Source organism: Saprospira grandis DSM 2844, assembly GCF_000275825.1.
In the GTDB taxonomy this organism is placed as follows: domain Bacteria; phylum Bacteroidota; class Bacteroidia; order Chitinophagales; family Saprospiraceae; genus Saprospira; species Saprospira grandis_A.
Map to the genome: position 1 here is coordinate 4,209,796 of NZ_JH719942.1, position 21,869 is coordinate 4,231,664.

Below are 21,869 nucleotides of genomic sequence, written 5' to 3' on the forward strand. Positions count from 1 at the left end.
CCCAAAAAAAGAAACAGACTATCTAGTTCTAGAGCAACTTCATTATCTTTCCTAAAAAAAGATGAGGTACCCTATATTTGTTCTCCTCCTATTTTTTGGATTACCGCTTTGGGCACAATCCTTAAAAGCCTATGAAAAGGCCGCTCAGGCCGCCCTAGATGGGGCCGATTACTACAATGCTATTTATTATTATGAGGCGGTCTTGCAAAGCAAACCCCAGGCTGATATTTATTGGACTGAGTTTGTTTAAAAATTTCGTTTTAGGAAAATAAGTATAAAGGCTAAATAGTGTAGACTCGCCCAGTTGTCGGCTTTTCTTTCAAAACGAATGAGTAAAATTTTGAATGCGTCAATCCATGCGTTAGTTCGCTCAACAGAAAAGCGTTCTTTGTAAAGTTCCTCATCTATAATATCTTGATAATAAGCTTTTTTCTATTTCTTTTGTTGTGGTCAATATTAGGGATAATGCCCATTTTTTGGTCAGTTTTCTCTAAGTTTTTTGCTATCAAACCCTGCATCAGCATTCATAAATAAACCATCAGGAGAGATGTCTGAAAGCTGCAGATCGGCAAGCATTTTTGGAAATGACTCTCGATTTCAAACAAATCATTATGGTTTCCCGCAAAAGGCGGAGACATAGCGATTGGCAGCCCATTTTTATCTGTGAGAAAGAGAGCATTTGTGGTTTTGGACTTTTTTCGGCCCTGATAACCCACAGCTTCGCCCCTCTTTTCGCTGGGGTATGACTTCCGTCAAGCTGTATACTAGATAAATCTAAACAAGATTTTTCATGGGCTAGAAATTGGATCCACACTTTTTGCCAAATACCAGACTCGGACCAGCTATTGAAGTAGTAATATACTGTTTGCCAGCAAATTAGAACTTCGTCAAAAAAAGATTGTATCGGTAATTCTCTCCACTGACAACCTGTTTTAAGCCTATAAATTATCGCTTTAACAATTTGCCACAGAGGCGCTTTGGTTTTTCGAGCCAATTTTTTTTCGGGAAAAAATGCTAATATTTTTTCCGTAATAAATTCTTTTGATAAATTCACAACCATGTTGCAAAGCCTTTTTTTGTTTTTGTCGTAATCAACAATAATAAGCGCTTTGCAGCATTTTTTTTTGCCTTAGTCTAGCTGCTGACTAAAAAATTTAAACAAGCTCTATATATATTTTGTTTACATTTGGGCCAAACAAGACCCTATAAGATGCAGGCCACTAAAGTTTTAAGTCGAGAACAAATTCTAGCTGACGATATGATTTTACATAGTTATGCCGATTTGATGCTTGGCCAACTTCCTCAGATTATAGATGAATTTTATGATCGGATGCTGAGCCAATCTGAGTTTAAGCATTTTTTTAGCTCCGAGCAGCAAATCAAACAGCTCAAAGCCTTACATCAAAGTTATTGGACCGACTTCTGGAGCCTAGACTTTGATGAAGCCTATCAGGAAAAGCGAAAAAATATTGGTTTGGTGCATGCGCGTATTGGTTTGCCGCTTAAATTTTATTTTGAGGGCATGGTGTTATTTGGCCACCTTTTTCGAGAAGTTTTTAGAACCCTAAAGCTAAAAGATTTTGACCTTTTAGAGGCTTTTCATATGCGTATCGAGCAGGAAATCGCCATCATTGTAGATAGCTACAACCAGCGAAAAGAGGCTGTTTTGGAAGAGGAAAATCTTCAGTTGGCGGCACCACTCTCTCAGATTTGGGACGATATTCTATTTTTGCCTTTGGTGGGTATTTTGCACAAAAAGCGGCTCAAGGAAGTCATTAAACAGGCCTTGCACAAGGTTTCTGAGGTTTCGGCCAAGGTCTTTATTTTAGATATCAAAGGCTTACATCATTTGCAATTGGATGAAGCCAAGGGCTTGTTGCAATTGCTCAAAGCTGTTCAGCTGATGGGTTGTAAACCTTTGGTCTCGGGCATTAGCCCAATTATGGCCCAAACCTTATTGGAGTTAGATATTCAGCTGAAAAAAATAAATGCCCAAAGCAGTATGAAAGAGGCTTTAAGTAAGGCTTATGCCTTTAAAAATCTAAAATTGGTTAATTTGCAGGAGTTAGCGATTTAAACTGTTCTTGCGCCCACCAAAAAATGAGCTCATCGAGCTGTTTGATTTACCCTGGAGCAATTTTAGAATTGAAAACGGCCCAAATCCAACTTTGGGTCTATCTTAAAAAAACTGCTCATCCCCCCTTATCAAAGATTTAGAAAACTGCATCAAAAAGGGGTAGACATTGCTGTATTTCGTTAACTTATTGTAGTTTTACACTCTTTTTTTAGGGGCCTCCGCAGCAAGCTGCGGCGCTACGCTACAGGGCTCGCAAGTCTGCTCGGCCCTGCACAAAATTCGCTGCGCTCATTTTGTTGGGTCTGCGGCTTCGCCGCCCCCTTCCGCATCGCTAGGCCGGCTCGACAAATAGCCCTAAAGGGCAAAAAGGGCCTTTGGCCCAAGGCTAGCTCATTAACTACAGATTTATGTCTATTACTAAAGAAAATTTTGGCCCTCTTGGCCTCTCCCCTCAATATATTAAGGCCCTAGAAGATTTGGGTTTTGAACAACCCACCGGCATCCAAGAAAAAGCAATTCCACTCATTCGTGGAGGGCAACACCTCATTGGCATTGCCCAAACCGGAACCGGAAAAACAGCAGCTTATCTCCTGCCTTCTTTGCAAAAACTGCAATATCATCAGCCCGATTTTATTCGGGCCATTATTATGGTGCCTACCAAAGAATTGGTTTTGCAGGTTTTAGAACAACAACAAGAGCTAGCCAAATATACCGACATTAAAATGGTGGGCCTTTATGGCGGCGTGGGCTGGCAAAAACAAGCCAAACAACTAGAAGCAGGCACCGATATGGTAGTTTGCACCCCCCGCCGCCTCTTCGAACTCTACGAAAGAATGAATTTGGACCTCAGAAAGGTAGAAATTCTGATCCTAGATGAAGCCGACCGCATGCTCGATATGGGCTTCCGTTCTCAAATCAATACCCTTTTGGACCTCCTGCCCCGAAAAAAACAAAATTTGCTTTTTTCGGCCACCTTCTCGCCAGAAGTGGAAGAGCTCAGCTGGAACTTTATGGATTTTCCCCATAAAGTAGAAATTACCCCAGAAGCCACCCCCGTAGAAACCGTAGAACAACGACTCTACTATACCTCGAACTTTGGAACAAAACTCAACCTTTTGGTCCACCTTTTCCAAAAAGAAGAGAACTTTAATCGAGTCATCATTTTTGTCCGCTCCAAACGTAGCGCCAACAAAGTTTTTGAGGCCTTAAAACGCGCCAAACTAGAAGGCGAAATGCGCCTGATCCACTCCAATAAGGGCCAAAATAGCCGAATCAATGCCTTTAAGGAGTTTAAAGAAGGGCTGTTGCGCATTCTTGTGAGTACCGATGTCATGGCCCGAGGTATTGATATTCCAGAAGTGAGCCATGTCATTAACTTTGAGGTGCCCCGCCTACATGAAGATTATGTCCACCGCATTGGCCGCACAGGAAGAGCCTTTCATACAGGAACAGCCATTAGCTTTGCCCAAGCGGCAGAGCAATATCACATTCAGAAAATCCAAAAGAAAATCCGAATGGCTATTCCAGTTTATGAGCTGCCTAGCAATTTGGAGATTCCAGAAACCCCCTTTGACGAACGGCAAGAAATTGCCAAGGAAATAGACCACCAAAAAAGAAAGGATGACCCCAATTTCCAGGGGGCCTTTCATGATAAAAAGGATTACAAACAGAAGCAAAAACAAAAAAGCGGCAAACGCAAACGGCAGTTTAATGGTAAGGCCAAAAGCTATATTCAAAAAACTACGCCCAAAAAGAAAACGACCTCTAAGCGCAATCGCCACAAAAAGTAATGCATTTTGGACCAGCAGAATATCCGGCTACAGGCTTGGGCGGTCCTCTTGGGGGCCTTGCTTCTAGCTGCCAAGTTTATCGCCTACTTTTACACCAACTCTAGTAGTATCTTAACCGATGCCCTAGAGAGTATTATCAACGTAGTGGCAGGAGCGCTGGGGCTATATAGCCTCATTCTAGCCGCCCGCCCCAAAGATGAAAACCATCCTTATGGGCATGGAAAAGTAGAGTTTATTTCTGCTGGGGTCGAGGGCACCCTTATCGTTTTGGCGGGCATACTTATTATTGGCCAAGGAAGTTACCGCCTTTTTGCTGGCAACTACCAACTGCAGCCTATTGATTTGGGGCTATATATTACGGCCTTTGCTGGAGCCGTCAACTACTTTTTGGGCCATTTGGCCGAAAAGCAAGGCAAAAAAACACATTCTTTGGCGCTGGTGGCCAGTGGACAACACCTAAAATCAGATGCCTACTCTACCCTAGGGCTTATTTTGGGCCTTATTCTCATCATGGTTTTGCAATATCAGGCTGCAGATAGCTTCTGGATACAATTAACCGATAATATCGTCGCTATTCTATTTGGGGGGCTCATTGCCTATACGGGCTATCATATTATCAGAAAATCTTTGGCCGGTATTATGGATGAGCTAGATTATGAGCTGGTCCATAAAATTGTACAAGATTTACAAGATAACCGAAAAGAAAACTGGATTGATGTGCACAACCTGCGCATCATTAAGTATGGGAGCGACCTACATATTGACTGTCACCTCTCGGTGCCTTGGTACTTCGATATCCGAGAAGGGCATGATGAAGTAGAAGCCCTAGAAGAACTCTTGCGCGAAAAATTATCTTCGCCTGTAGAGCTTTTTGTGCATTTAGATGCCTGCCGCCCCAGTTCTTGCCCCCTTTGCAGCAAAAAAGACTGCCCCAAACGAAGGTCCAAATTTGAGGGGCAGCTGGCCTGGACCGCAGACAATATTTTGCTCAATAAAATGCATGGCCGCTAGTCTGCCGCCCCCTAAGCAGGCGAAGCCTGCAACGGCTGAGGGATGGAAACTGGGGCGGCGAAGCCGCAGACCCAAGTTTTTGAGCGCAGCGAAAAAACTGCAGGGCCGAGCAGACCTGCGAGCCAGGACAGAGCCCGACCCGACCGAAGGGAGGGGCAGCCCCAAAAAAATAGCTAGATATAAACAATAAGTTAAGGCTTCACTTTTAGAACAATTGGGCATTGTGTATCTTGGGAGTACCCACCCTATAAATTTAGCCCAAAATGTTTAGAATCCTAATCTTGAGCCTCTTTGGCTGCTTTGCCCTTAATTTATCTTGGGCGCAGACGGTTCCTACAGATAGCCTGCCTGCTGTAGATAGCTTTAATCTTCAGCAGATTGATCGCCTTTTTGAGCATTTAGAAGAAAATTGGTCCTCATTGTCGGCAGAAAAGCAAGAAAATTTGCTCCAAGAAGCCGCTTTATATCTAGAAAGAGGGCTTTTGTCTCCTCAGAGCCATGCGCAAAAATATAGCTGGATCCAGCAGTATAAACGGATTCGAGACCGAGCTATGTTTAAGCAGCAAGCCTTGGCCCAACTATCGGATAGTCTGCAGCAGTATTCTTTAGCTGATTTGCAGGCCAATTTGCCCGATAAAACCGCTTGCCTAGAGTATTTCTGGGGCGATTTTATGGTGTATGTTTTTTATGTGGACCAGGAAACTGCGCAGTTTCTTCGCCTAGGCCTAGCCTCTGATCAATTGGCTGAAGAGCTAGAACAATTTAGGCAACAATTAAGCGACCCAAAACAACTAGAGTTAGGCGAAGCAGAACTAATCGACCCTTTTATTCAGCAATCTTCAGCTTTGTATGAGCAGCTTTTGGCCCCCTTAACGAGCTTGCTGCCTAGCAACAAAAAACTACTGATTATTCCTGATGGTCCCTTATTACAGCTTCCTTTTGAGGCTTTACTTCATCGGCCAGCGGGCAAAAGACGCTTTGGCGATCTGCCCTATTTGATAAAAGATAAAGCCATTTTTTACCACTATAGCAGTAGCCTTTTTTTAGAACAACAGAAAGACCTGCCCAAAAAAGGCGGCCAAATGTTGGCTATTGCAGGATCTTACACAGAAGGGCAAGGCCGAAAACTAGAAAGTTTGCCCAAAACACGCCTAGAAATTGGGCGACTCGCTCGGCAGTTTGAGGGCCGTTTTTTACTGGATAGCCTAGCTACCGAAGCTAATTTTAAGGCCAATATTAAACGTTATGCCGTGATTCATTTGGCTATGCACAGCCTGCAAAATAAAGCAGAACCGCTGCAGTCTGGGCTCGCTTTTTCTAATGTGCCGCAAAAGGAGGAAGACAATCTGCTGATGGCCAGTGAAATTATGAATTTGCCCATTTCTGCCGATTTGGTGGTCCTTTCTGCCTGCGAAACAGCCGTGGGCCGCTTCCAACAAGGAAATGCAACGGCCTCTTTGGCTAGGGCCTTTATGTATGCTGGCACTCCTGCCGCTCTTGTTAGTCTTTGGCAGGTAAATGACGAGAGCACGGCTATCCTTATGGAGGATTATTACCGACAAATTGCGGCTGGGGCAGATAAAAGCAGTGCCTTGCAAAGGGCCAAATTAAAATACCTTTCGGCCAGTAAAAATAGCTTGGCTGGCCACCCCATTTTTTGGGCCGCTTTTGTCCAAATTGGTATTGATCAACCGCTCTACTTAGCCGAAAAAACCATCGGAAACGCCCTGCTTTTTTTGGCCAGCATTTTTGCTGGGGGCATTGGCTTAATTCTAATTTTGTTGGTGATCTTTCGCTGGCGACGACATGCTGATGCAGAAGGAATTTACCGAAAATAACTAGCTTTTGGGGCCCGCGGCCGGCTAGCCTTCGGCTAGGTCGGCCGCCGCTATGCTGCGCGGCTCGCAGGTCTGCTCGGCCCTTCACAAAACTTCGCTAACGCTCGTTTTGCTCGGTCTGGCCTTCGGCCACCGCTGCGCAGCGCTGGGCCAGCTGGACCAAAAAAGGAGGAGCGATTTCTCGCTCCTCCCTGCTTGACAACTATTGTATTGTCCTCTTGCTATAACTAATACACTAAACCAAGGGTTCTTTTGCAGCCGTCCAGGCCTTAATTCCGCCACTAAAGTTTTTAATATTCTTAAAACCCATTTGGACCAAAATACTGTAGCCAATAGCGGCACGATCTCCAGCCTGACAATGTAGAATAATCGCTTCATTGCGGTCTACATCTTTGGCTAGTTCATAAAGTTTGCCCAAAAAGAAATGTTCTGCGCCTTCAATATGACCTTCTTTGTATTCTTTGGCCGAGCGAATATCAAAAATGCGATACTCTTCTTTTAGTGCTTTCACTTCTGCTAGCTCAATAATATCGGGCTGCTGTAGCTCTTGCGGATAGGCCGCAGTAGCAGGCAAAAATCCTTTGAAATTATCTAGGCCGATGCGCATAAGTTTTCGGCGGAGCTCATCAATTTGGTCCTCAGCGGCCAAAAGCATAAAGTCCTTATCATAATCGAGGAACCAGCCGGCCCAAGTAGAAAAGGCATTATTATGCGGAATATTTAGCGTGCCGGGAATAAAACCCTCTTTTTCGACCTCTGTTCTGGGGCGAGCATCAATTAGAGGGATGCCTGCTTGCATAGCGGCGGCTACCGTCTGCCAATCGAGTTCTTGAGCGGGGGCCAATTTGGTTAGTAAGGGGCGCTCTACTCTATTGAGCAACTTCATTTTGGCAAAATACTTTGGCGGCTCGGGTTGGTCCTCTAGCAGATAATCGGTAAAAGCTTTATCGTCATCGGCTAATTGACAGGCCCAGTTACGGATTTTCTCATAGCCTACGGTACTGCTAGGCACGGCCCCAAGGGCCTTACCACAGGCAGATCCGGCGCCATGTCCGGGCCAAAGCTGAATAAAATCGGGTAATTCTTTAAATCGGCGGACAGAAGCCAGCATTTGCTTGGCCCCTTCATCTTGGGTACCTTTAATCCCTGCGGCTTTTTCCAACAAATCGGGTCGTCCGATATCGCCAACAAAGACAAAATCTCCAGTAAAGAGCATAACGGGTTCTTCTGTTGCGGGTGTATCGGTGAGTAAGAAGCTGATACTTTCTGGAGTATGGCCAGGCGTATGCCAAACCTCAAACTTGAGATTGCCCAACCAAAATTCGTCGCCATCTTTTAAGCCTTCATGCGGAAACTCATATTCCCAGCCCTCGCCACCTTCAGCGGAGAGATACATTTTGGCCCCAGTTAGTTCGGCCAATTCTCGGCTACCGGCCAAAAAGTCTGCATGAATATGTGTTTCTAGGATATGCGTAATCGTAAAGCCCTCTTGCTTGGCAATATCTAGATAAGTATCTACATCCCGTTTAGGATCGATTACGGCGGCCACACCTGCTTTTTGGCAAGCGATCATATAGCTAGCTTGAGCTAGACTTTTATCATAAATGTGCTTAAAAAACATAGTTCGGAATATTTGGAGGATTGGCTCCTCTGGGTTGGGAAAAAATAATTGGAGTGACAAATTTGGTCCTCTACGTTTTGCAGGCCCGAAGGGCCGCAGGCTGAGCTGCCTGGCGGGTGGCCCGAAGGGCCAGACCAAGCCAGCTTGCTGGCGAAGGGCCGAGCAGACTTGCGAGCCCAGAGGGGAGCGACCCAGCCGAAGGCTGGGGCAGCCCCTAAAAAATAATCTCTTAGAGCGACTTCTTAGCGAGGTAGAAATCTACTTTTTCGCAAGAAGTATCGGCGATGCGAGCGTCCATTTCAGCCAAAGTTTTGGGTGGAGGAACGATAACCTTATCGCCTTTGCGCCAGTCTAGGGGCATAGCCACCTTATGTTCGTCAGAAACCTGTAGGGCTTCTAGTGCGCGGAGAATTTCGTCCATATTGCGGCCCACATTGAGCGGGTAATACATAATGAGGCGAATTTTTTTGCTCGGATCGATGAAGAAAACGGCGCGTACGGCAGCGGTTTCGCTTTCATTGGGCTGAAGCATACCGTAGAGCTTAGAGACCTTCATGTCGATATCGGCGATGATGGGAAAATTGAGGTAGACGCCAGTATTATTGCGTACATTATTTACCCAAGCGAGGTGAGCGTGAAGGCTATCGATGCTCAGGCCAACGAGCTCGGTATTCAGTGCTTTAAACTCCTCTTGGCGGATAGCGAAGCCACTCATTTCGGTGGTACAAACGGGGGTAAAATCGGCGGGGTGAGAAAAGAGAACGGTCCATTTGCCCTCTGCATACTCAGAGAATTTCATGGGGCCAGTAGTGGTTTGCGCTACGAAATCGGGCGCTTGGTCGCCGATACGGGGCATAGGGTTGAAGTTTACTTCAGTGGGATTTTCCATAATTGGTATTTTTATTTGATAAGTTGTACAAATTAAATTTGTTCTGAGAACAAAAGATAAGAACTAAATCTGAGCAACAAAAAAACATATTAGCTATAATAAATAATTAACGAATTATAATTTAGCTTTCCGTCCTTGTTGATACAAAGATAAGGCAAGCGATCTATAACTAAAAATGATAAAACTTATAGGCTGTATAATAAAAACTAATAACTATCTTTTGGCCTATGGCTTTCCGTCCTTGTTGATACAAAGATAGGGCAAGGAGTCCATAACTAAAAATGATAAAAACTATAGGCAATATAACAAAAACTAATAGTATGAAATTACAGCAGCTACGATACATCATTGCCGTAGATCGGCAGAAGCAATTTAGCAAGGCGGCGGAGGAACTAGATTTGAGTCAGGCCACTTTGAGCAGCATGATTGGAAAATTGGAAAAGGAATTGGGGGTGATGATATTTGACCGCAAGACACAGCCATTGGTTACGACGGATTGCGGCAAGGAGTTGATTATGGCGGCTCGGCGTATTTTGTCGGAGGCCGATAATTTTTATGATTTGGCCCGAAATGTCAAGCAAAAAGTGGCGGGGCAGCTACGTTTGGGGATTATTCCGACCATTAGTAGTAGTTTGCTACCTATTTTTCTGCGGCCTTTTTTGCTCAAGTATCCAGAGGTAGAGCTAGAGGTTATAGAGGCGCCCACGGCTAGTTTGACCGAGGCGCTCAAGCGGGGCGAATTAGATTTGGCTATTTTGAGTACGCCATTGAAGGATAGCAGCATAGAGGATTGGGTGCTCTATTATGAATTGCTTTTGGTTTATGGCAGTGCGGAGGAGCAGATTAAGCGGTATACGACTCCAGATATTTTGTTGGAGCGGCCGCTTTGGTTATTGGAAGAGGGCAATTGTTTGCGGGAGCAGATGTTGGACCTTTGTCAGTTGCGGCAAAAGGCTAGTCCTTGGCCCAACTTAAAACTGGGGGCCAACTCTTTTGATTGTTTATTGCCTTTGGTGGACCAGATGGGGGGGCTCACCTTGGTTCCGGAGCTTTATCTCCAACAACTTTCTGAAGAGCGGCAGCGGCGTTTGGCTTATTTTGAGCGGCCCGTTCCTGTTCGGGAAATTAGTTTGGCTTTTTATCGGCCCTATGCAAAACTGCGTTTGATGGAAGTTTTGCATAAGGAGATCAAGGAATTGGTGAAGCCCCTGCTCAAGAGCCAGCAGTATAAGAATAACGAAATGCGCATTACTATGCCTGAGTAATTGCAACTTTAGGATTCAACTCATAAAAAATAAAGAAGATGAAACAACTCTTATTGCTCTGTTTGCTGCTGAGCGCTCCCCTTTTTGGGCAATCCTACAGCCTATTCGAAACGCCAAATCAGCATGATTATCTAATCGAATTAGAGTGGGGAGAACAAGTCTGGATCAAAGAACAACCCCAAGGTAAAAGGCAGCTATTTCATCTAAATGGGCAGCCTGTTTTCAAGCAAACATTTGATCAAATTTGGCCTAGTAACTTCAAAGGATATCTAGAGTTGCAAGATGGGGATAAGTTTTATATTGGTAGTTTGGAGGGCGAACTTTGGCCCTTGGCTCGTACAATAGACGAACTAGGGCCTGAGATTAAAGCACTTGATTTTTCTGCAAAAAGCTTAGGTCCTGTTGATTATAGAGAGATTTCATTCCTTTTAGGTTTACCCAGCCAACTACTAGAGCAAGAACAAATTGAATTGCTGAATATTTCCATAAAAAATAGTCGACTTCATCGAGAAATTGGACAGCTAAAGAACTTGCGGATCCTCAGTTTAACTTACGGAAGGCTTCAACAACTGCATAAAGCTCTTGGGCAATTGACTAAATTGGAAGAATTATGCCTTAGCTTCAATATGTTTCATAACATCCCTGAAGAATTGGCTTTAGCTCCCAAACTGCATACGCTTTACCTAGATCAGTCGCCTATAGACAGTTTGCCTGATGACCTTTCTGTTTTGAGCAAAATTAAACGCTTGAGTTTGGCGAGGCGTAGCTGCACTAAACTTGCCCCCTTGGCCCAACTCAAGCAGCTCAAAGCTCTAAATTTAGAATATACTAATCCGTATAAATACCGTCAAATTGAGCATCATCCCAAAGCCTTTGAAGCTTTGGCCCAACTTAGCGAGTTAGAATATCTAAATTTAGGCGCTAGTGTCGAGGACAGCATCAGCCTAGATTTTTTAATCCCCCTTCAACAGCTGCGCTATCTCAACCTCTCCTCAATCAAGAGCAAAAAAATACTTGCCGATTCCCTTTGGCCCCAACTAGAACAGCTCATTTTAGATAAAACGAATTTACAATGGGATAATCAAGCTTGGAAAAAGCTGTTTTATTTTAGTGCAAATGCTGGCTACACGCCCAAAAAACTCCCCAAGGCAGCAATAGAAAAACTTCCTCATCAACTCCTTATATTAGAGTTGCAAAGTAGAATCTTTTCTTCTCAGGATGCCCAAGCCCTAAGCCAATTTAAAGACCTAGAATACCTCGATTTAGAGCAGAGCCAAATAGAGGCCTTGCCCGAAGACTTTGGCCAACTCAGCAAACTGTGCCAGTTAAATCTAGACCAATGTCAACTCAAACGTCTGCCGAGCTCTTTTGGTCAACTACAAATGCTATCTGGCCTACAGCTTTCCAAAAACCAACTGAAAGAACTGCCAGCCAACTTTTACGAACTCCAGAAGTTGCAATATCTCAATCTCGAAGGGAATCAGTTGAGCAGCTTGGCTCCTGAAATTGGCCAGTTTAAGGAACTGAAGCTACTGATCCTGGCCCATAATCAACTCAAAGAATTACCCAGTACAATAAGCAATTGTAAGAAAATTACCTACCTAAATATTCAGGATAATTTAGTTCGTCAAATTCAGTTTAATCTTGAAAAAATGAAGCAGTTGACCCTCCTCAACCTAAGCGACAACCTACTTCAAGCGTTACCCTCATCTATATTTCAAGCAAAAAAACTGCAGTTTTTACAGCTTGACAACAATAGAGATCTGCAGCAACTGAGCCCCAAAATTGGCCAACTTCAAAACCTAAAAACACTTTGGTTAAATCACTGTAGTATTCAAAAAATCCCCGAAAATATAGGGCAGTTAACACAACTACAAGAACTATATTTGAGCAACAATCAGCTCCAAGATCTGCCCATAACTATTGGGCAGCTAACACAACTACAAAAATTGCATTTAAATAACAATCAGCTCCAAAGTTTGCCCGAAAACATTGGCCAACTAAAGGCCTTAAAGACGTTGACGCTCAACAATAACCAGCTTAAAAGTCTACCAAAAAGTATCGTTCAATTAACTTTGTTAACGGATCTTGAGCTCCGTAACAATAAAGAATTCAAGGCTTTTCCAAAAGGATTTGAGCAACTGCAACCCAAGCTGCAGTTGCTACCTCTATTCGGAACTGGACTAAGCAAAGAGGAAAAATTACGCTGGGAGAAAAAATGGAGATACCAACAATACAACCTTTATTGATAAGACTTTTTTTGGGGCCTCCGCTGCGGCCTGCGGCCTTGCGGCGCTACGTTTCGCAGCTCGCTGTTCGCTCGGCCCTTCGCCGCTTTCAGCGGCTCGGTCTGGCCTGCGGCCACTGCTGCACATCGCTAGGCCAAAAAAAACTGGCCTGCGGCCAGCGGGCAAAACCAAACTAACCGCCTGAACGCAAAAAGGGCGCTTGTCTGTTACAGACAAGCGCCCTTTTCCTTGGACCAAATAGCTGCTTAGCAGCTATATTCCGAGTAATCGCCCAAGCTCAAAGCTTGTGCTTGGCCCTTGTATTTTACATGAGCGCCTAGCATCGTATCTCTCAAAACGGCATCTTCCACCTGAGAGTTTTCTTGAATCAAGCTATTTTGGACAATAGAATTGCGGATAAGGCTGCCCTTGCCAATAGAAGCATGTGGACCAACTACCGCATTTTCCAAAACTACGCCCTCCCCAATAAAGCAAGGGGGAATTACTACGCTATTAGATTGCTGCAAGTCGCTAGCAATTTGGGCCGCATCCTCCTTAATCTCTAATACACGTTGATTAGCATGAACTACCGCTTTTTTGTTGCCACAATCTAGCCACTCATCAATGCGGCTAGTAGAAAACTGGAGGCCCTTATTTTTCATATTTTCCAAGGCATTGGTCAATTGGTACTCGCCTCGGTCCATAATATTATTATCGACTAGATACTGGAGTTCTTTCTCCAAGTTTTTGGCACTTTGGAAGTAGTAAATGCCTACAATGGCCAAATCAGAAACGAAAGTGCTGGGCTTCTCGACAAAGTCGGTAACATAGCCATCTTGGTCCAATTTTACTACGCCATAAGCAGAGGGATCGGCTACTTTTTTGACCCAAATCAGGCCATCTTCTTCCATATTGAGTTTAAAATTTGATTGGAAGAGCGTATCGGCAAAAGCGACAATAACGGGCCCTTGCAAACTTTCTTTGGCGCAGAGAATAGCGTGAGCGGTGCCCAACTTTTCTGTTTGCTGATAGATGCTTCCCTTAGCGCCAAGGCTTTGGGCTAGGGCTTTGAGGTCATCTTCTACCTGCTCACCAAAGTCGCCAATAATGAAAGCAATTTCGTCAATGGGTTCTGGGCAAGCTTTGGCCAAATCTTCTACCAAGCGGGCCACAATGGGCTTTCCGGCTACAGCAACCAAAGGTTTGGGGACAGTAATAGAGTGTGGACGCAGGCGGGTTCCTCTTCCCGCCATGGGTATAATGAGTTTCATTTTTGCTTAATTTATTTCCTAGAATAGATCAGTTGAAGATAATGAAAGGACTTTATATTGGGCCAGCGGCCGGAGCCGAATAGCCATAAGTGCGCTATATGGTTGAGCTGGCCCAGCGATGCGCAGCAGTGCCGCGAAGCGGCAGACCGAGGCCGCAGGCCGAAGGGCCGAGCAGGCTTGCGAGCTGTGGAGCGTAGCGGCGGGCGCAGCCCGCGGGCCCCAAAAAAACATAAAAATTTCCGGCTTAATATAGTAAGTTTTTCAGGGAACCAAAAAGTATTTATTGGCGGCCTGTGCTACCAAAACCGCCTGTACCTCTTTCGCTTTGCTCGAGGCTTTCTACGGTTTGCCAGCTAATTTTTTGGTAGGCGGCCACCACCAACTGGGCAATGCGTTCGCCGGGGGCAATTTCGATTTCGTCCTTAGACAAATTGACAAGGATGACGCCAATTTCGCCACGATAATCGCTATCAATGGTGCCGGGGGCATTGGGAATAGAAAGGCCTTTTTTGAGGGCCAGACCAGAGCGGGGGCGCACTTGGGCCTCATAGCCTTGGGGCAATTCTATAAACAAGCCCGTAGGCACTACAGTACGCTCTAGGCTGCCTAGGCGGATAGGCGTTTTGATATTGGCTCGGAGGTCCATGCCTGCGCTACCCAAAGTTTTGTAGCTAGGCAAAGGAAAATTCGAGTGATTGATAATTTTTACTTGCATAAATTAGGCAGATTTGGGTCGGAAGATAGACAACAGCCATTGTCGATCTTTTAAGAAGACGAGGCCCAAGAACAAAAGGCAGCAAAGGGCCGAAAAAATGTATTGGATGGGGCCAGTGGGCAAAACATAGGCCTGAAGTCCCCAAAATAGACAAACGCTGCCGAGGGCTGCAAAGATATAAAAAAAGATGCTTTGCAGGGGGTAGGGAATTGGGTAGTGCTTTTGGCCCAAAAAATAGGCCGTCATGCTCATGGCAAAATAGCAGGCCAAAGTGGCCCAAGCCGAGGCCCAATAGCCCAAAATGGGAATGAGCAAAAAGTTGAGTGTGAGCGTAATTCCCGCCCCCAAAACGGCAATATAGGCGCCATATTGCGTACGGTCAGAGAGTTTGAACCAGATCGCAAAATTGTAATAGAGGCCCAAAAAGAGATTGGCCATCAGCAGGATGGGCACCACCCCAATCCCCGCTCGAAAATCTTGGCCCAAAAAGTACTGAATGAGGTCCATAAAACAGACCAAGCCCACAAAGGCCAGAGCGCCTACCAAAGTAAACAAGCGGGCCACCTGAGCATAAATGGCTTTATCTTGCTTGGCGGCGGCCTGTCTGAAAAAGAAAGGCTCGGCGGCATAATTAAAGGCTTGAGTAAAGAGATTCATAAAAACGGCCAGCTTATAGGCGGCAGAATAGACTCCCATTTGGGCCAATCGCTCGTCTATGGTACCTGGCAATAGGACCTTAAGCAAACTTCGGTCGGCCAATTCGTTAATCATGCTGGCAAAGCCTGCAAGAATGAGCGGCAGCGCGTAGCGCATCATCTTTTGCCAAAGTTGGGGATCAAAGTAAGGCTGTCCCTTGGGTTTTTGCAGCAAAAAGCGGTACTGCGGCAAAAGGAAGAGAAAACAGATCAGATTGGCCAATAAATTGGCGACAAACAAATAGCCAATGCCCAAATTGGGGTCAAACCAATAGGCGCTGCCGAGGCTACCCGACTGGGCCAAAGTTGGGCCAAGTTCCAGAAAGAAGAGCAAGGCGCCCAGATAAATCAGGAGATTTAAGATCTTCAGGGCCGCAAAGGGAATGGCTTTGCCTGCCAGACGCAAGCGGGCAAAAGGCAGGGCCATCAGGGCATCAAAGCCAATAATGCCCAGCATGAGGTAGACATAATGTGTAAATTCTGGATAAGCCAGCCAGCGGGCCAGGCTTGGCCCCAGAAGCGCTAAACTACCCAAAATAATGCTTGTATGAAAAAGGACCGAAAAAGCGGCTGTACGAAACACCTGATTTCTATTTTCGGCCTTGGCGCCAAAGCGAAAAAGGGCTGTTTCCATGCGGTGCGTAAGCAGGACCAAAAGAAAGGCCGCCCAAACATAGAGGTCCGTTTGTATGGCAAAATCGACCCGCTCAAACTTATAGGTTAGATAAGGCGTAAGGATAACAAAGGACAAAAGGCGGCTCAGGATGCTACTCAGGCCATAGATGACCGTTTGGCCCGCTAATTTTTTTAGTAAACTCAATTTGCTGTTGTTTGAGGGCCAAAGATAAAGAAGTTGTTGGAGATCTGTAGTCCTTTTTGGGTAAACAAAAAGGCGGAGTGGCAAAAGCCACTCCGCCCCTAGTAGAAAAACAAGGCGTTTATTGATTAGCCTTTTTTTCCATTAGCTGCTTAAGAATATTGGTTTTTTCATCTTTGGTCTGCATCACATACTCGATATCGCTACCTTTAGCGCTAATAGTAGCACTCTTTAGCAGTTCTGTATCATTTTGGCTACTTCCAAATGGATTGCGTTGAGCATTCATAAAGTTTGCATACTGTTGGAAATCTCTGAAGTCAACAGCCATCCAGCCTTCACTAAGCTTTTTAAATTTAGCTGACTCGAGTTGGTCGCCACTAGCCAAACCTTTTTCTACTTGCTCTAATAGAGCAGTACTATTGGAGAAAATGGCAAAATTATCTTTGAGCAAAAGCGTACCTGCCTCAGGCATATTCTCTGAGTAGATGCGGTTGTCTTTTTTAGTCAAAGGCAAACCATTCTTTTTGGCCAGTTGCATTAGTTTATCAATAATGGCCTGATCCTTAAGCTCTACAATAGTTAGTGAAGGAAGCTCACGGAAGTTGCTGCCCTTATTTTCATAAGAAGCCACAACCATATTCCCAGTCAATCCGTCCAGCATCTCCTTAGTATTTAGGCCCATTTTGGCCATTTGCATATCCGCCATAGCGCTCAATCCACGGCCCTCTAAATAGTTGTATAGCTCCTCTGTATTCAAAGAAAGAGCAAGGGCACCAATGTAATCTGTTTTGGGAATAAACTGACGGAAATCCTTGCTCACTCCTTTGGCAAAAAGTTTCCCAAACTCTTTTTCTAGCTTTTCATTGAAGTTCCCCTTGGCGTTCATGACCATTTTACCATTTTCAAAGTTCATGCTTAGGGCCAGATTGTTATCATCTAGTTTTTTGCTATCTAGGCCGACAAAAGCCAAGCCCATTACAGTCTGTTGATTACTAGGGTCTTTTTTGGCTATATCATAAAGGCCAGTACTATTCACCCAAAGGTTAATATCATTGCCTTTGCTCAACAAACTTTTGAGGTCGGCATTATTGGCCATAGATTTTTCGGGTTTGCTTCCAAAAAAGTTAGTTAGGCGAGTAGACAAATCGCCTTCCCCCCAACAAACCACTAGAAAAGCCCCATCAAAACCGACAGCAACCTCTTTTCCAGCTTTAGATTTTGTTGAATTGAGGATCGTATAGCTCTCTTTTTTTTCTGTAGATAGTGTTTTGCTTGCCGCCACAAATTCTTCAAATTTCTTTGCATTAGCAATAGGCAACATCAGAGTCCCCATAGGGTCTTCTCCATCTAGAGAAAGGTAGCCATAAGCACTTTTCTTAACATCCAAGCCCTTAGAAGCGGGGTCCTGAATCAACTCTTTGAGAATTTGAGCATCTTCCTCCTCAGATTCAGCCTTAGACTTTTCAATCGAAGCCAAAAGCTGATCTGGCCCGGCCTTGTCTAAAAGCTGTTTCCAGTTTACAGAAAACACAGCATTTTCTGAGGCCGGAATTCGGCTCAGGCTGTCTTGGTCCACTTTGCCGCCTCCGCAAGAAATAACAAAAAAGCCAAGGCTAAAGGCCAAAATAAATAAGGATAGTGATTGTTTCATAATGATTAGTATTGAGGTTTAAAAGTTCTGCTCGAACTTCTACAGATAAGATATGGGGGATACCCCTTTTACCCCTCAAAGATAGGGAAGTTGTCTGATATATACCCTTATTTTATAGCAAACAAAAAAGGCGAGCTGCTAAATGCAGCTCGCCTTCAGAATTAGTTGACTTGATTGATCAACTGCTCTAAGCCATTTGTTTTTTTATCTTTTGCCAAAAGCAAAAGCTCCATTTGGCGGCCTTGGGCCGAGAAGCTAATTCGCTCAATAGCCTTAGATAAAGCCGAACTATTATTGGCCTTAAACATATCCATATAGGGTTTGACATTTACAACATCTAGAGCCAAAGCCCCCTGATTCAATTTTTCATACTGCTTTTTAGGCAAGAGCTCACTTTTTGCCAGCCCCTCGTTAATAGCTGTCCCCAAAAAGAAATAGTTGGTAATGATCAGGTAGTTATCATGCTGAATTAGCATAACATCCAGAAACCAAGAATACTGAGCCTTGATAAAGTGCTGATCTCGCTCGACCGAAAAGTTGTTCGTAGCAAGCTGGTCCACCAACTTATCTAAATGCGCCTTATCCTTAAACTCTATAATGAGTAGAGAGCTAGGAAGCTTGTCTACAAAGGCTTCGTCAATCTCATAAGAAAGCCAAGCTACATTCCCCGTCATGGCCTCCAATAAGTTGGCCCCGCTAATACTGGTTCCCACTAAAAATTCATCAATAAGAGGACGAAGCTCTCTTGCGGCTAAATACTCACTCAGTTGCTCACTGTCCGTAGAAAGGGCAATGCCCCCAGCATAATCCTTGGCGGGAATAAAATTCCGAAAGCCTTCACCAATGCCCTCATTAAATACTGGCCCAAAAAGCTGCTCTAGCTTTTCACTGTAGTCCCCTCCTAGCTGAGCCGCCAGTTTGCCCTGGTCAAAGTTTAGGCTAATCCCCAAACTGTTGTCTGCAAACTCCTCGGCAGTAACGCCCAAAAGCCCTAAAATCATGAGATCGTCTTGCATGCTTGGACTATCTTCCCAGCTCTCATAAACACCCTTACTGCTCAGCCAAACCTTAACATCATCGCCTTTAGAGAAGAGTTTTTTCAAACTCGCATTATCAGCCATGCTGCTGGCTGGCTTTTGCTCAAAAAACTGCTTTAGATGAGCATTCAACTTAGACACCGCCCCCCAAGAAAGCACAAGATGGTCCTCATCAAAGCCTACTGCATAATTTAGCGGCTCACTGCTCTCCAATAAATGGTAAGCTTCCTTTTTCTTGAGCGAAAAACGATCGCTATCTTCAATATAAGCTTTCAATTTCTCCACCTTGGCCAAGGGAATTATCAGAGTCCAAAGCTGCTGCCCCTCAGGCAAAGAAATATAGCCGTAAGCAGGCTGCCCCTTGGCAAAACCAATGCTCTCTGGCTTCGTTTTTAGCTTTTTTATAAAGGCCTCTGTTTTACTCTTCCCTTTGCCCGCTTTCATCAGAAAGTCCTCATCTAGCTTGCTCATCAAGCCCTGCCAGTTTAGAGAAAAAACGACTTTCTCCGAGGCCGAAATACGAGCCAAGCTGTCTTGCTGCAGTTTTCCATCACCACAAGAAATAACAAAGATTCCAAGGGTAAATGCCAAAAAAATTAACGATAATTGCTGTTTCATTATAAATAATATTGAGGTGTAAAGAGATAGCTAGCATACCTCTTCAGATAAAAAATAATGGGGCTTACGTATTCCCCACTTATGTAACTGTTACAAACATATAGAAAATGAATCTTAGATGCCACCTTTTTGTCTACTTAATTGCTTTTTTTTGTATAACATCCTGTTCTAGCCCTCAAAATTCAGCGGGAGAAAATAGTACAGAAGCTAGCAGCAATCAGCCTCAGAGCGCAAAAGAGGGCTGCTACCACAGCATTGAAAAAAATTGGGAAGAAAGATTAAATATTGCCGTTTCCGATGACCGAATCTCTGGTTCTGGCTACCGCATCAACCAAAAATTCAATGACCGTTTCCAAATCGACATCCAAGGCAAAAAGATGAAAGATGGAAATTATGATGTAGAGATTATTTGCCAGTCTAAACGCCGAACCAATGAAAAGGAAACCCAATATGAAACTTGGTCCTTCCAAGGCAATAGCCTCAAAATTATTAACCGAAATACCAAGGATTTTATCGGCGACCTCAGCCTGCAAAAGGTAAATTGTGGCGCCAATAGCGCCAAAGACCCCCAATTATACGATGAGTTTCTAGGCTACAATGAAGGCTATGCCGTGGTGGCCAAAGATGGCAAATATGGCCTAGTCAATAAGGAGGGCAAACTCACGATTCCCTGCGCCTATATGGCCCTGGGCGCCGTTTCTGAAGGCACTATTATGTACTATGATGAACAAAAAGGACGTCACGGCATTCTCGATGTCAATGGCAATATTCTCATCGAACCCATTTATGATGTGATCACGCCCGTAGGCCAAGGCCTGCTCGGCTTTGTCTATGAGGGCAAATGGGGCTTTCTCAATACAAAGGGAGAAATTGTTATCGCCCCCAAGTTCTTCAATGTCAATTTTTTCCAACCCAACCCCCTCGAGCTCCCCTTCAATGAAGGCCTGGCCAATGTGGCTATCGAAGACGCAAAATGGGGCTATATCAACCCCAAAGGAGAAGTAGCGATCCCTTACCAATTTATGTTTGCTGGCCCCTTCAGAGGCGGTAAGGCTAAGGTGATGCGCCAAGGCGAAAATAAATGGATTTACATTGATAAGTCTGGACAATGTGTAGAAAATTGTAACTAGACTTTTTATTTTTTGGGGCCCGCGGCCAGCTTTGCTGGCCGCCGCTATGCTTCGCCGCTCGCAGGTCTGCTCGGCCCTGCAGCCGCCTGCGGCGGCTTGGGTCTGCCCCTGCGGGCCACGGCTGCGCAGCGCTGGGCCAAGCCCGCCCCCGGCCAAGGCTTTCCACCTAATCTATTAACTGCTCAATTATGCCCATAGAACTCATCCGCAAAAAGCAATTGCTCGGCCATAAAGGGGCCATTTATTCTCTTTTGCTGGCCCCCGATAAACAAAGCGTTTTTTCCGCCGCTGGCGATGGCTATCTGGTCCAATGGCCCCTCTTCCCCCTAGGCGATGGCCAAGTTTTGGCCCAACTAGAAGCCCCTATCTTTTCTATGGCCCTGCTCCAAGAAAATCGTATCCTTTTAGGCGACCAACATGGAGATATTCACCTTATTGACTATCCCAACAAACAGTTGCTCCAACAAAGAAGAGGACATGAAAAAGGCGTCTTTGCCTTGCTCCCTTGGTCTAGCTCTTCTTTTCTTAGCGCTGGGGCAGATGGCCAACTCTCTCGCTGGTCCATCCCCAAGTTTCGGCCAGAGGCGAGCTGGAAACTCAGCCACAAAAGCCTAAGGGCGCTCTTACTCACAACAGATCAATCTACTTTGGTAGCCGCAGGTAGCCAAGGCCATCTCTTTTTTCTAGATGCCCAAGATTTTAGCCTCCAAAAGGAAATTCCCCAAGCCCATCAATCCTCTATTTTTTCTCTGGCCCAAACGCAAGATTATCTGCTCTCTGCTGGCCGAGATGCCTTTTTTAGGGTCTGGACCCAAAAGGAAAAGGAAGAAATTCCCAGCCATGCCGCTCACCTATTTACGGTAAATGACTTGGCCATTTCGCCCAATGGCCGCTACCTGGCCAGCGCCAGCCGAGACAAAACCCTCAAAATATGGTCCCTGCCCGATTTTAAACTGCTCAAGGTGATCGATGCCCCCCGTGGCGGCCATATCAATTCGGTAAATGCCCTGCTTTGGGCCAATGACCAGCTCCTGCTCTCGGCCTCCGATGACCGCAGCATTATTGTTTGGGAGTTGGTAGAAATTGCAGCGGATTAAAAGCGGCAAAGCCGCTATGGCCGAAGGCCAAACGGCAAAGGCCAAATGAAAGCCCTGCCACTTCTATCCTTTGATTTAATTTCCTGCTATTCTGCTTTATTTTTCTCCCCCATAGCTAC

17 protein-coding genes are annotated in these 21,869 nt (G+C 45.0%); 9 read left to right on the forward strand and 8 right to left on the reverse strand.

Annotated elements, in window-relative coordinates; all coding sequences use genetic code 11:
- Positions 1-61 precede the first annotated feature (61 nt).
- Complete coding sequence (locus SAPGRDRAFT_RS18640; protein ID WP_002661003.1) at positions 62-250, forward strand: hypothetical protein; 189 nt, start codon at positions 62-64, stop codon at positions 248-250.
- Positions 251-538: 288 nt separating this feature from the next.
- Here SAPGRDRAFT_RS18640 and SAPGRDRAFT_RS23690 read toward each other — a convergent pair whose 3' ends face one another.
- Complete coding sequence (locus tag SAPGRDRAFT_RS23690) at positions 539-1,060, reverse strand: transposase (protein ID WP_253271375.1); 522 nt, start codon at positions 1,058-1,060, stop codon at positions 539-541.
- 198 nt (positions 1,061-1,258) lie between these two features.
- On the opposite strand from SAPGRDRAFT_RS23690, the gene SAPGRDRAFT_RS18650 reads away from it, so the two are divergent.
- The 4 genes from SAPGRDRAFT_RS18650 to SAPGRDRAFT_RS18670 all read left to right on the forward strand — a co-directional run bounded on the left by SAPGRDRAFT_RS18650 (position 1,259) and on the right by SAPGRDRAFT_RS18670 (position 6,716).
- Positions 1,259-2,077, forward strand: coding sequence for a protoglobin domain-containing protein (locus SAPGRDRAFT_RS18650; protein WP_253271376.1), 819 nt, complete (start codon positions 1,259-1,261; stop codon positions 2,075-2,077).
- Between the two features lie 407 nt (positions 2,078-2,484).
- Positions 2,485-3,867 carry a DEAD/DEAH box helicase gene (locus SAPGRDRAFT_RS18655; RefSeq protein WP_002661005.1) on the forward strand — a complete coding sequence of 461 codons (1,383 nt, stop codon included), beginning with the start codon at positions 2,485-2,487 and terminating at the stop codon, positions 3,865-3,867.
- 6 nt (positions 3,868-3,873) lie between these two features.
- On the forward strand, positions 3,874-4,878 hold the full coding sequence (locus tag SAPGRDRAFT_RS18660; RefSeq protein ID WP_002661006.1) for a cation diffusion facilitator family transporter: 1,005 nt from the start codon (positions 3,874-3,876) through the stop codon (positions 4,876-4,878).
- Positions 4,879-5,141: 263 nt separating this feature from the next.
- Positions 5,142-6,716 (forward strand): CHAT domain-containing protein, encoded by a 1,575-nt coding sequence (locus SAPGRDRAFT_RS18670; protein WP_002661007.1) that lies wholly within the window; start codon positions 5,142-5,144, stop codon positions 6,714-6,716.
- A gap of 235 nt (positions 6,717-6,951) precedes the next feature.
- Here SAPGRDRAFT_RS18670 and SAPGRDRAFT_RS18675 read toward each other — a convergent pair whose 3' ends face one another.
- A complete protein-coding gene (locus SAPGRDRAFT_RS18675) occupies positions 6,952-8,337 on the reverse strand; it encodes an MBL fold metallo-hydrolase (RefSeq protein WP_002661008.1) in 1,386 nt (461 codons plus the stop codon).
- Positions 8,338-8,566: 229 nt separating this feature from the next.
- Complete coding sequence (locus SAPGRDRAFT_RS18680) at positions 8,567-9,226, reverse strand: peroxiredoxin (RefSeq protein WP_002661009.1); 660 nt, start codon at positions 9,224-9,226, stop codon at positions 8,567-8,569.
- A 320-nt stretch (positions 9,227-9,546) separates the two neighbouring features.
- On the opposite strand from SAPGRDRAFT_RS18680, the gene SAPGRDRAFT_RS18685 reads away from it, so the two are divergent.
- Together SAPGRDRAFT_RS18685 and SAPGRDRAFT_RS19960 are read left to right on the forward strand one after the other, a co-directional pair.
- Positions 9,547-10,491, forward strand: coding sequence for a LysR substrate-binding domain-containing protein (locus SAPGRDRAFT_RS18685; RefSeq protein WP_002661010.1), 945 nt, complete (start codon positions 9,547-9,549; stop codon positions 10,489-10,491).
- A 38-nt stretch (positions 10,492-10,529) separates the two neighbouring features.
- A complete protein-coding gene (locus SAPGRDRAFT_RS19960) occupies positions 10,530-12,740 on the forward strand; it encodes a leucine-rich repeat domain-containing protein (RefSeq protein ID WP_002661012.1) in 2,211 nt (736 codons plus the stop codon).
- Between the two features lie 245 nt (positions 12,741-12,985).
- On the opposite strand, the gene SAPGRDRAFT_RS18695 is transcribed toward SAPGRDRAFT_RS19960, so the two are convergent.
- From SAPGRDRAFT_RS18695 to SAPGRDRAFT_RS18715, 5 genes are all read right to left on the reverse strand, one after another.
- Positions 12,986-13,990: a sugar phosphate nucleotidyltransferase gene (locus SAPGRDRAFT_RS18695; RefSeq protein ID WP_002661013.1), complete on the reverse strand. Its 1,005-nt coding sequence runs from the start codon at positions 13,988-13,990 to the stop codon at positions 12,986-12,988.
- Positions 13,991-14,270: 280 nt separating this feature from the next.
- Positions 14,271-14,705 (reverse strand): dUTP diphosphatase, encoded by a 435-nt coding sequence (gene dut / locus SAPGRDRAFT_RS18700; protein WP_002661015.1) that lies wholly within the window; start codon positions 14,703-14,705, stop codon positions 14,271-14,273.
- 3 nt (positions 14,706-14,708) lie between these two features.
- Positions 14,709-16,220, reverse strand: coding sequence for a lipopolysaccharide biosynthesis protein (locus SAPGRDRAFT_RS18705; RefSeq protein ID WP_002661017.1), 1,512 nt, complete (start codon positions 16,218-16,220; stop codon positions 14,709-14,711).
- A gap of 118 nt (positions 16,221-16,338) precedes the next feature.
- Positions 16,339-17,868 (reverse strand): DUF4836 family protein, encoded by a 1,530-nt coding sequence (locus SAPGRDRAFT_RS18710; RefSeq protein WP_002661018.1) that lies wholly within the window; start codon positions 17,866-17,868, stop codon positions 16,339-16,341.
- A gap of 161 nt (positions 17,869-18,029) precedes the next feature.
- Positions 18,030-19,523, reverse strand: coding sequence for a DUF4836 family protein (locus SAPGRDRAFT_RS18715; RefSeq protein WP_002661019.1), 1,494 nt, complete (start codon positions 19,521-19,523; stop codon positions 18,030-18,032).
- A gap of 107 nt (positions 19,524-19,630) precedes the next feature.
- Between SAPGRDRAFT_RS18715 and SAPGRDRAFT_RS18720 the strand changes: the two genes are divergently transcribed.
- Positions 19,631-20,653: a WG repeat-containing protein gene (locus SAPGRDRAFT_RS18720; RefSeq protein ID WP_002661021.1), complete on the forward strand. Its 1,023-nt coding sequence runs from the start codon at positions 19,631-19,633 to the stop codon at positions 20,651-20,653.
- A gap of 188 nt (positions 20,654-20,841) precedes the next feature.
- Complete coding sequence (locus SAPGRDRAFT_RS18730; RefSeq protein WP_002661023.1) at positions 20,842-21,750, forward strand: WD40 repeat domain-containing protein; 909 nt, start codon at positions 20,842-20,844, stop codon at positions 21,748-21,750.
- Positions 21,751-21,869 lie beyond the last annotated feature (119 nt).

Bases quoted from the DNA above. Each gene is read 5' to 3' on its own strand.
- SAPGRDRAFT_RS18640 (WP_002661003.1), top strand. From the start codon at position 62: ATGAGGTACCCTATATTTGTTCTCCTCCTATTTTTTGGATTACCGCTT.
- SAPGRDRAFT_RS23690 (WP_253271375.1), bottom strand. From the start codon at position 1,060: ATGGTTGTGAATTTATCAAAAGAATTTATTACGGAAAAAATATTAGCA.
- SAPGRDRAFT_RS18650 (WP_253271376.1), top strand. From the start codon at position 1,259: ATGATTTTACATAGTTATGCCGATTTGATGCTTGGCCAACTTCCTCAG.
- SAPGRDRAFT_RS18655 (WP_002661005.1), top strand. From the start codon at position 2,485: ATGTCTATTACTAAAGAAAATTTTGGCCCTCTTGGCCTCTCCCCTCAA.
- SAPGRDRAFT_RS18670 (WP_002661007.1), top strand. From the start codon at position 5,142: ATGTTTAGAATCCTAATCTTGAGCCTCTTTGGCTGCTTTGCCCTTAAT.
- SAPGRDRAFT_RS18675 (WP_002661008.1), bottom strand. From the start codon at position 8,337: ATGTTTTTTAAGCACATTTATGATAAAAGTCTAGCTCAAGCTAGCTAT.
- SAPGRDRAFT_RS18680 (WP_002661009.1), bottom strand. From the start codon at position 9,226: ATGGAAAATCCCACTGAAGTAAACTTCAACCCTATGCCCCGTATCGGC.
- SAPGRDRAFT_RS18685 (WP_002661010.1), top strand. From the start codon at position 9,547: ATGAAATTACAGCAGCTACGATACATCATTGCCGTAGATCGGCAGAAG.
- SAPGRDRAFT_RS19960 (WP_002661012.1), top strand. From the start codon at position 10,530: ATGAAACAACTCTTATTGCTCTGTTTGCTGCTGAGCGCTCCCCTTTTT.
- SAPGRDRAFT_RS18695 (WP_002661013.1), bottom strand. From the start codon at position 13,990: ATGAAACTCATTATACCCATGGCGGGAAGAGGAACCCGCCTGCGTCCA.
- dut (WP_002661015.1), bottom strand. From the start codon at position 14,705: ATGCAAGTAAAAATTATCAATCACTCGAATTTTCCTTTGCCTAGCTAC.
- SAPGRDRAFT_RS18710 (WP_002661018.1), bottom strand. From the start codon at position 17,868: ATGAAACAATCACTATCCTTATTTATTTTGGCCTTTAGCCTTGGCTTT.
- SAPGRDRAFT_RS18715 (WP_002661019.1), bottom strand. From the start codon at position 19,523: ATGAAACAGCAATTATCGTTAATTTTTTTGGCATTTACCCTTGGAATC.
- SAPGRDRAFT_RS18720 (WP_002661021.1), top strand. From the start codon at position 19,631: ATGAATCTTAGATGCCACCTTTTTGTCTACTTAATTGCTTTTTTTTGT.
- SAPGRDRAFT_RS18730 (WP_002661023.1), top strand. From the start codon at position 20,842: ATGCCCATAGAACTCATCCGCAAAAAGCAATTGCTCGGCCATAAAGGG.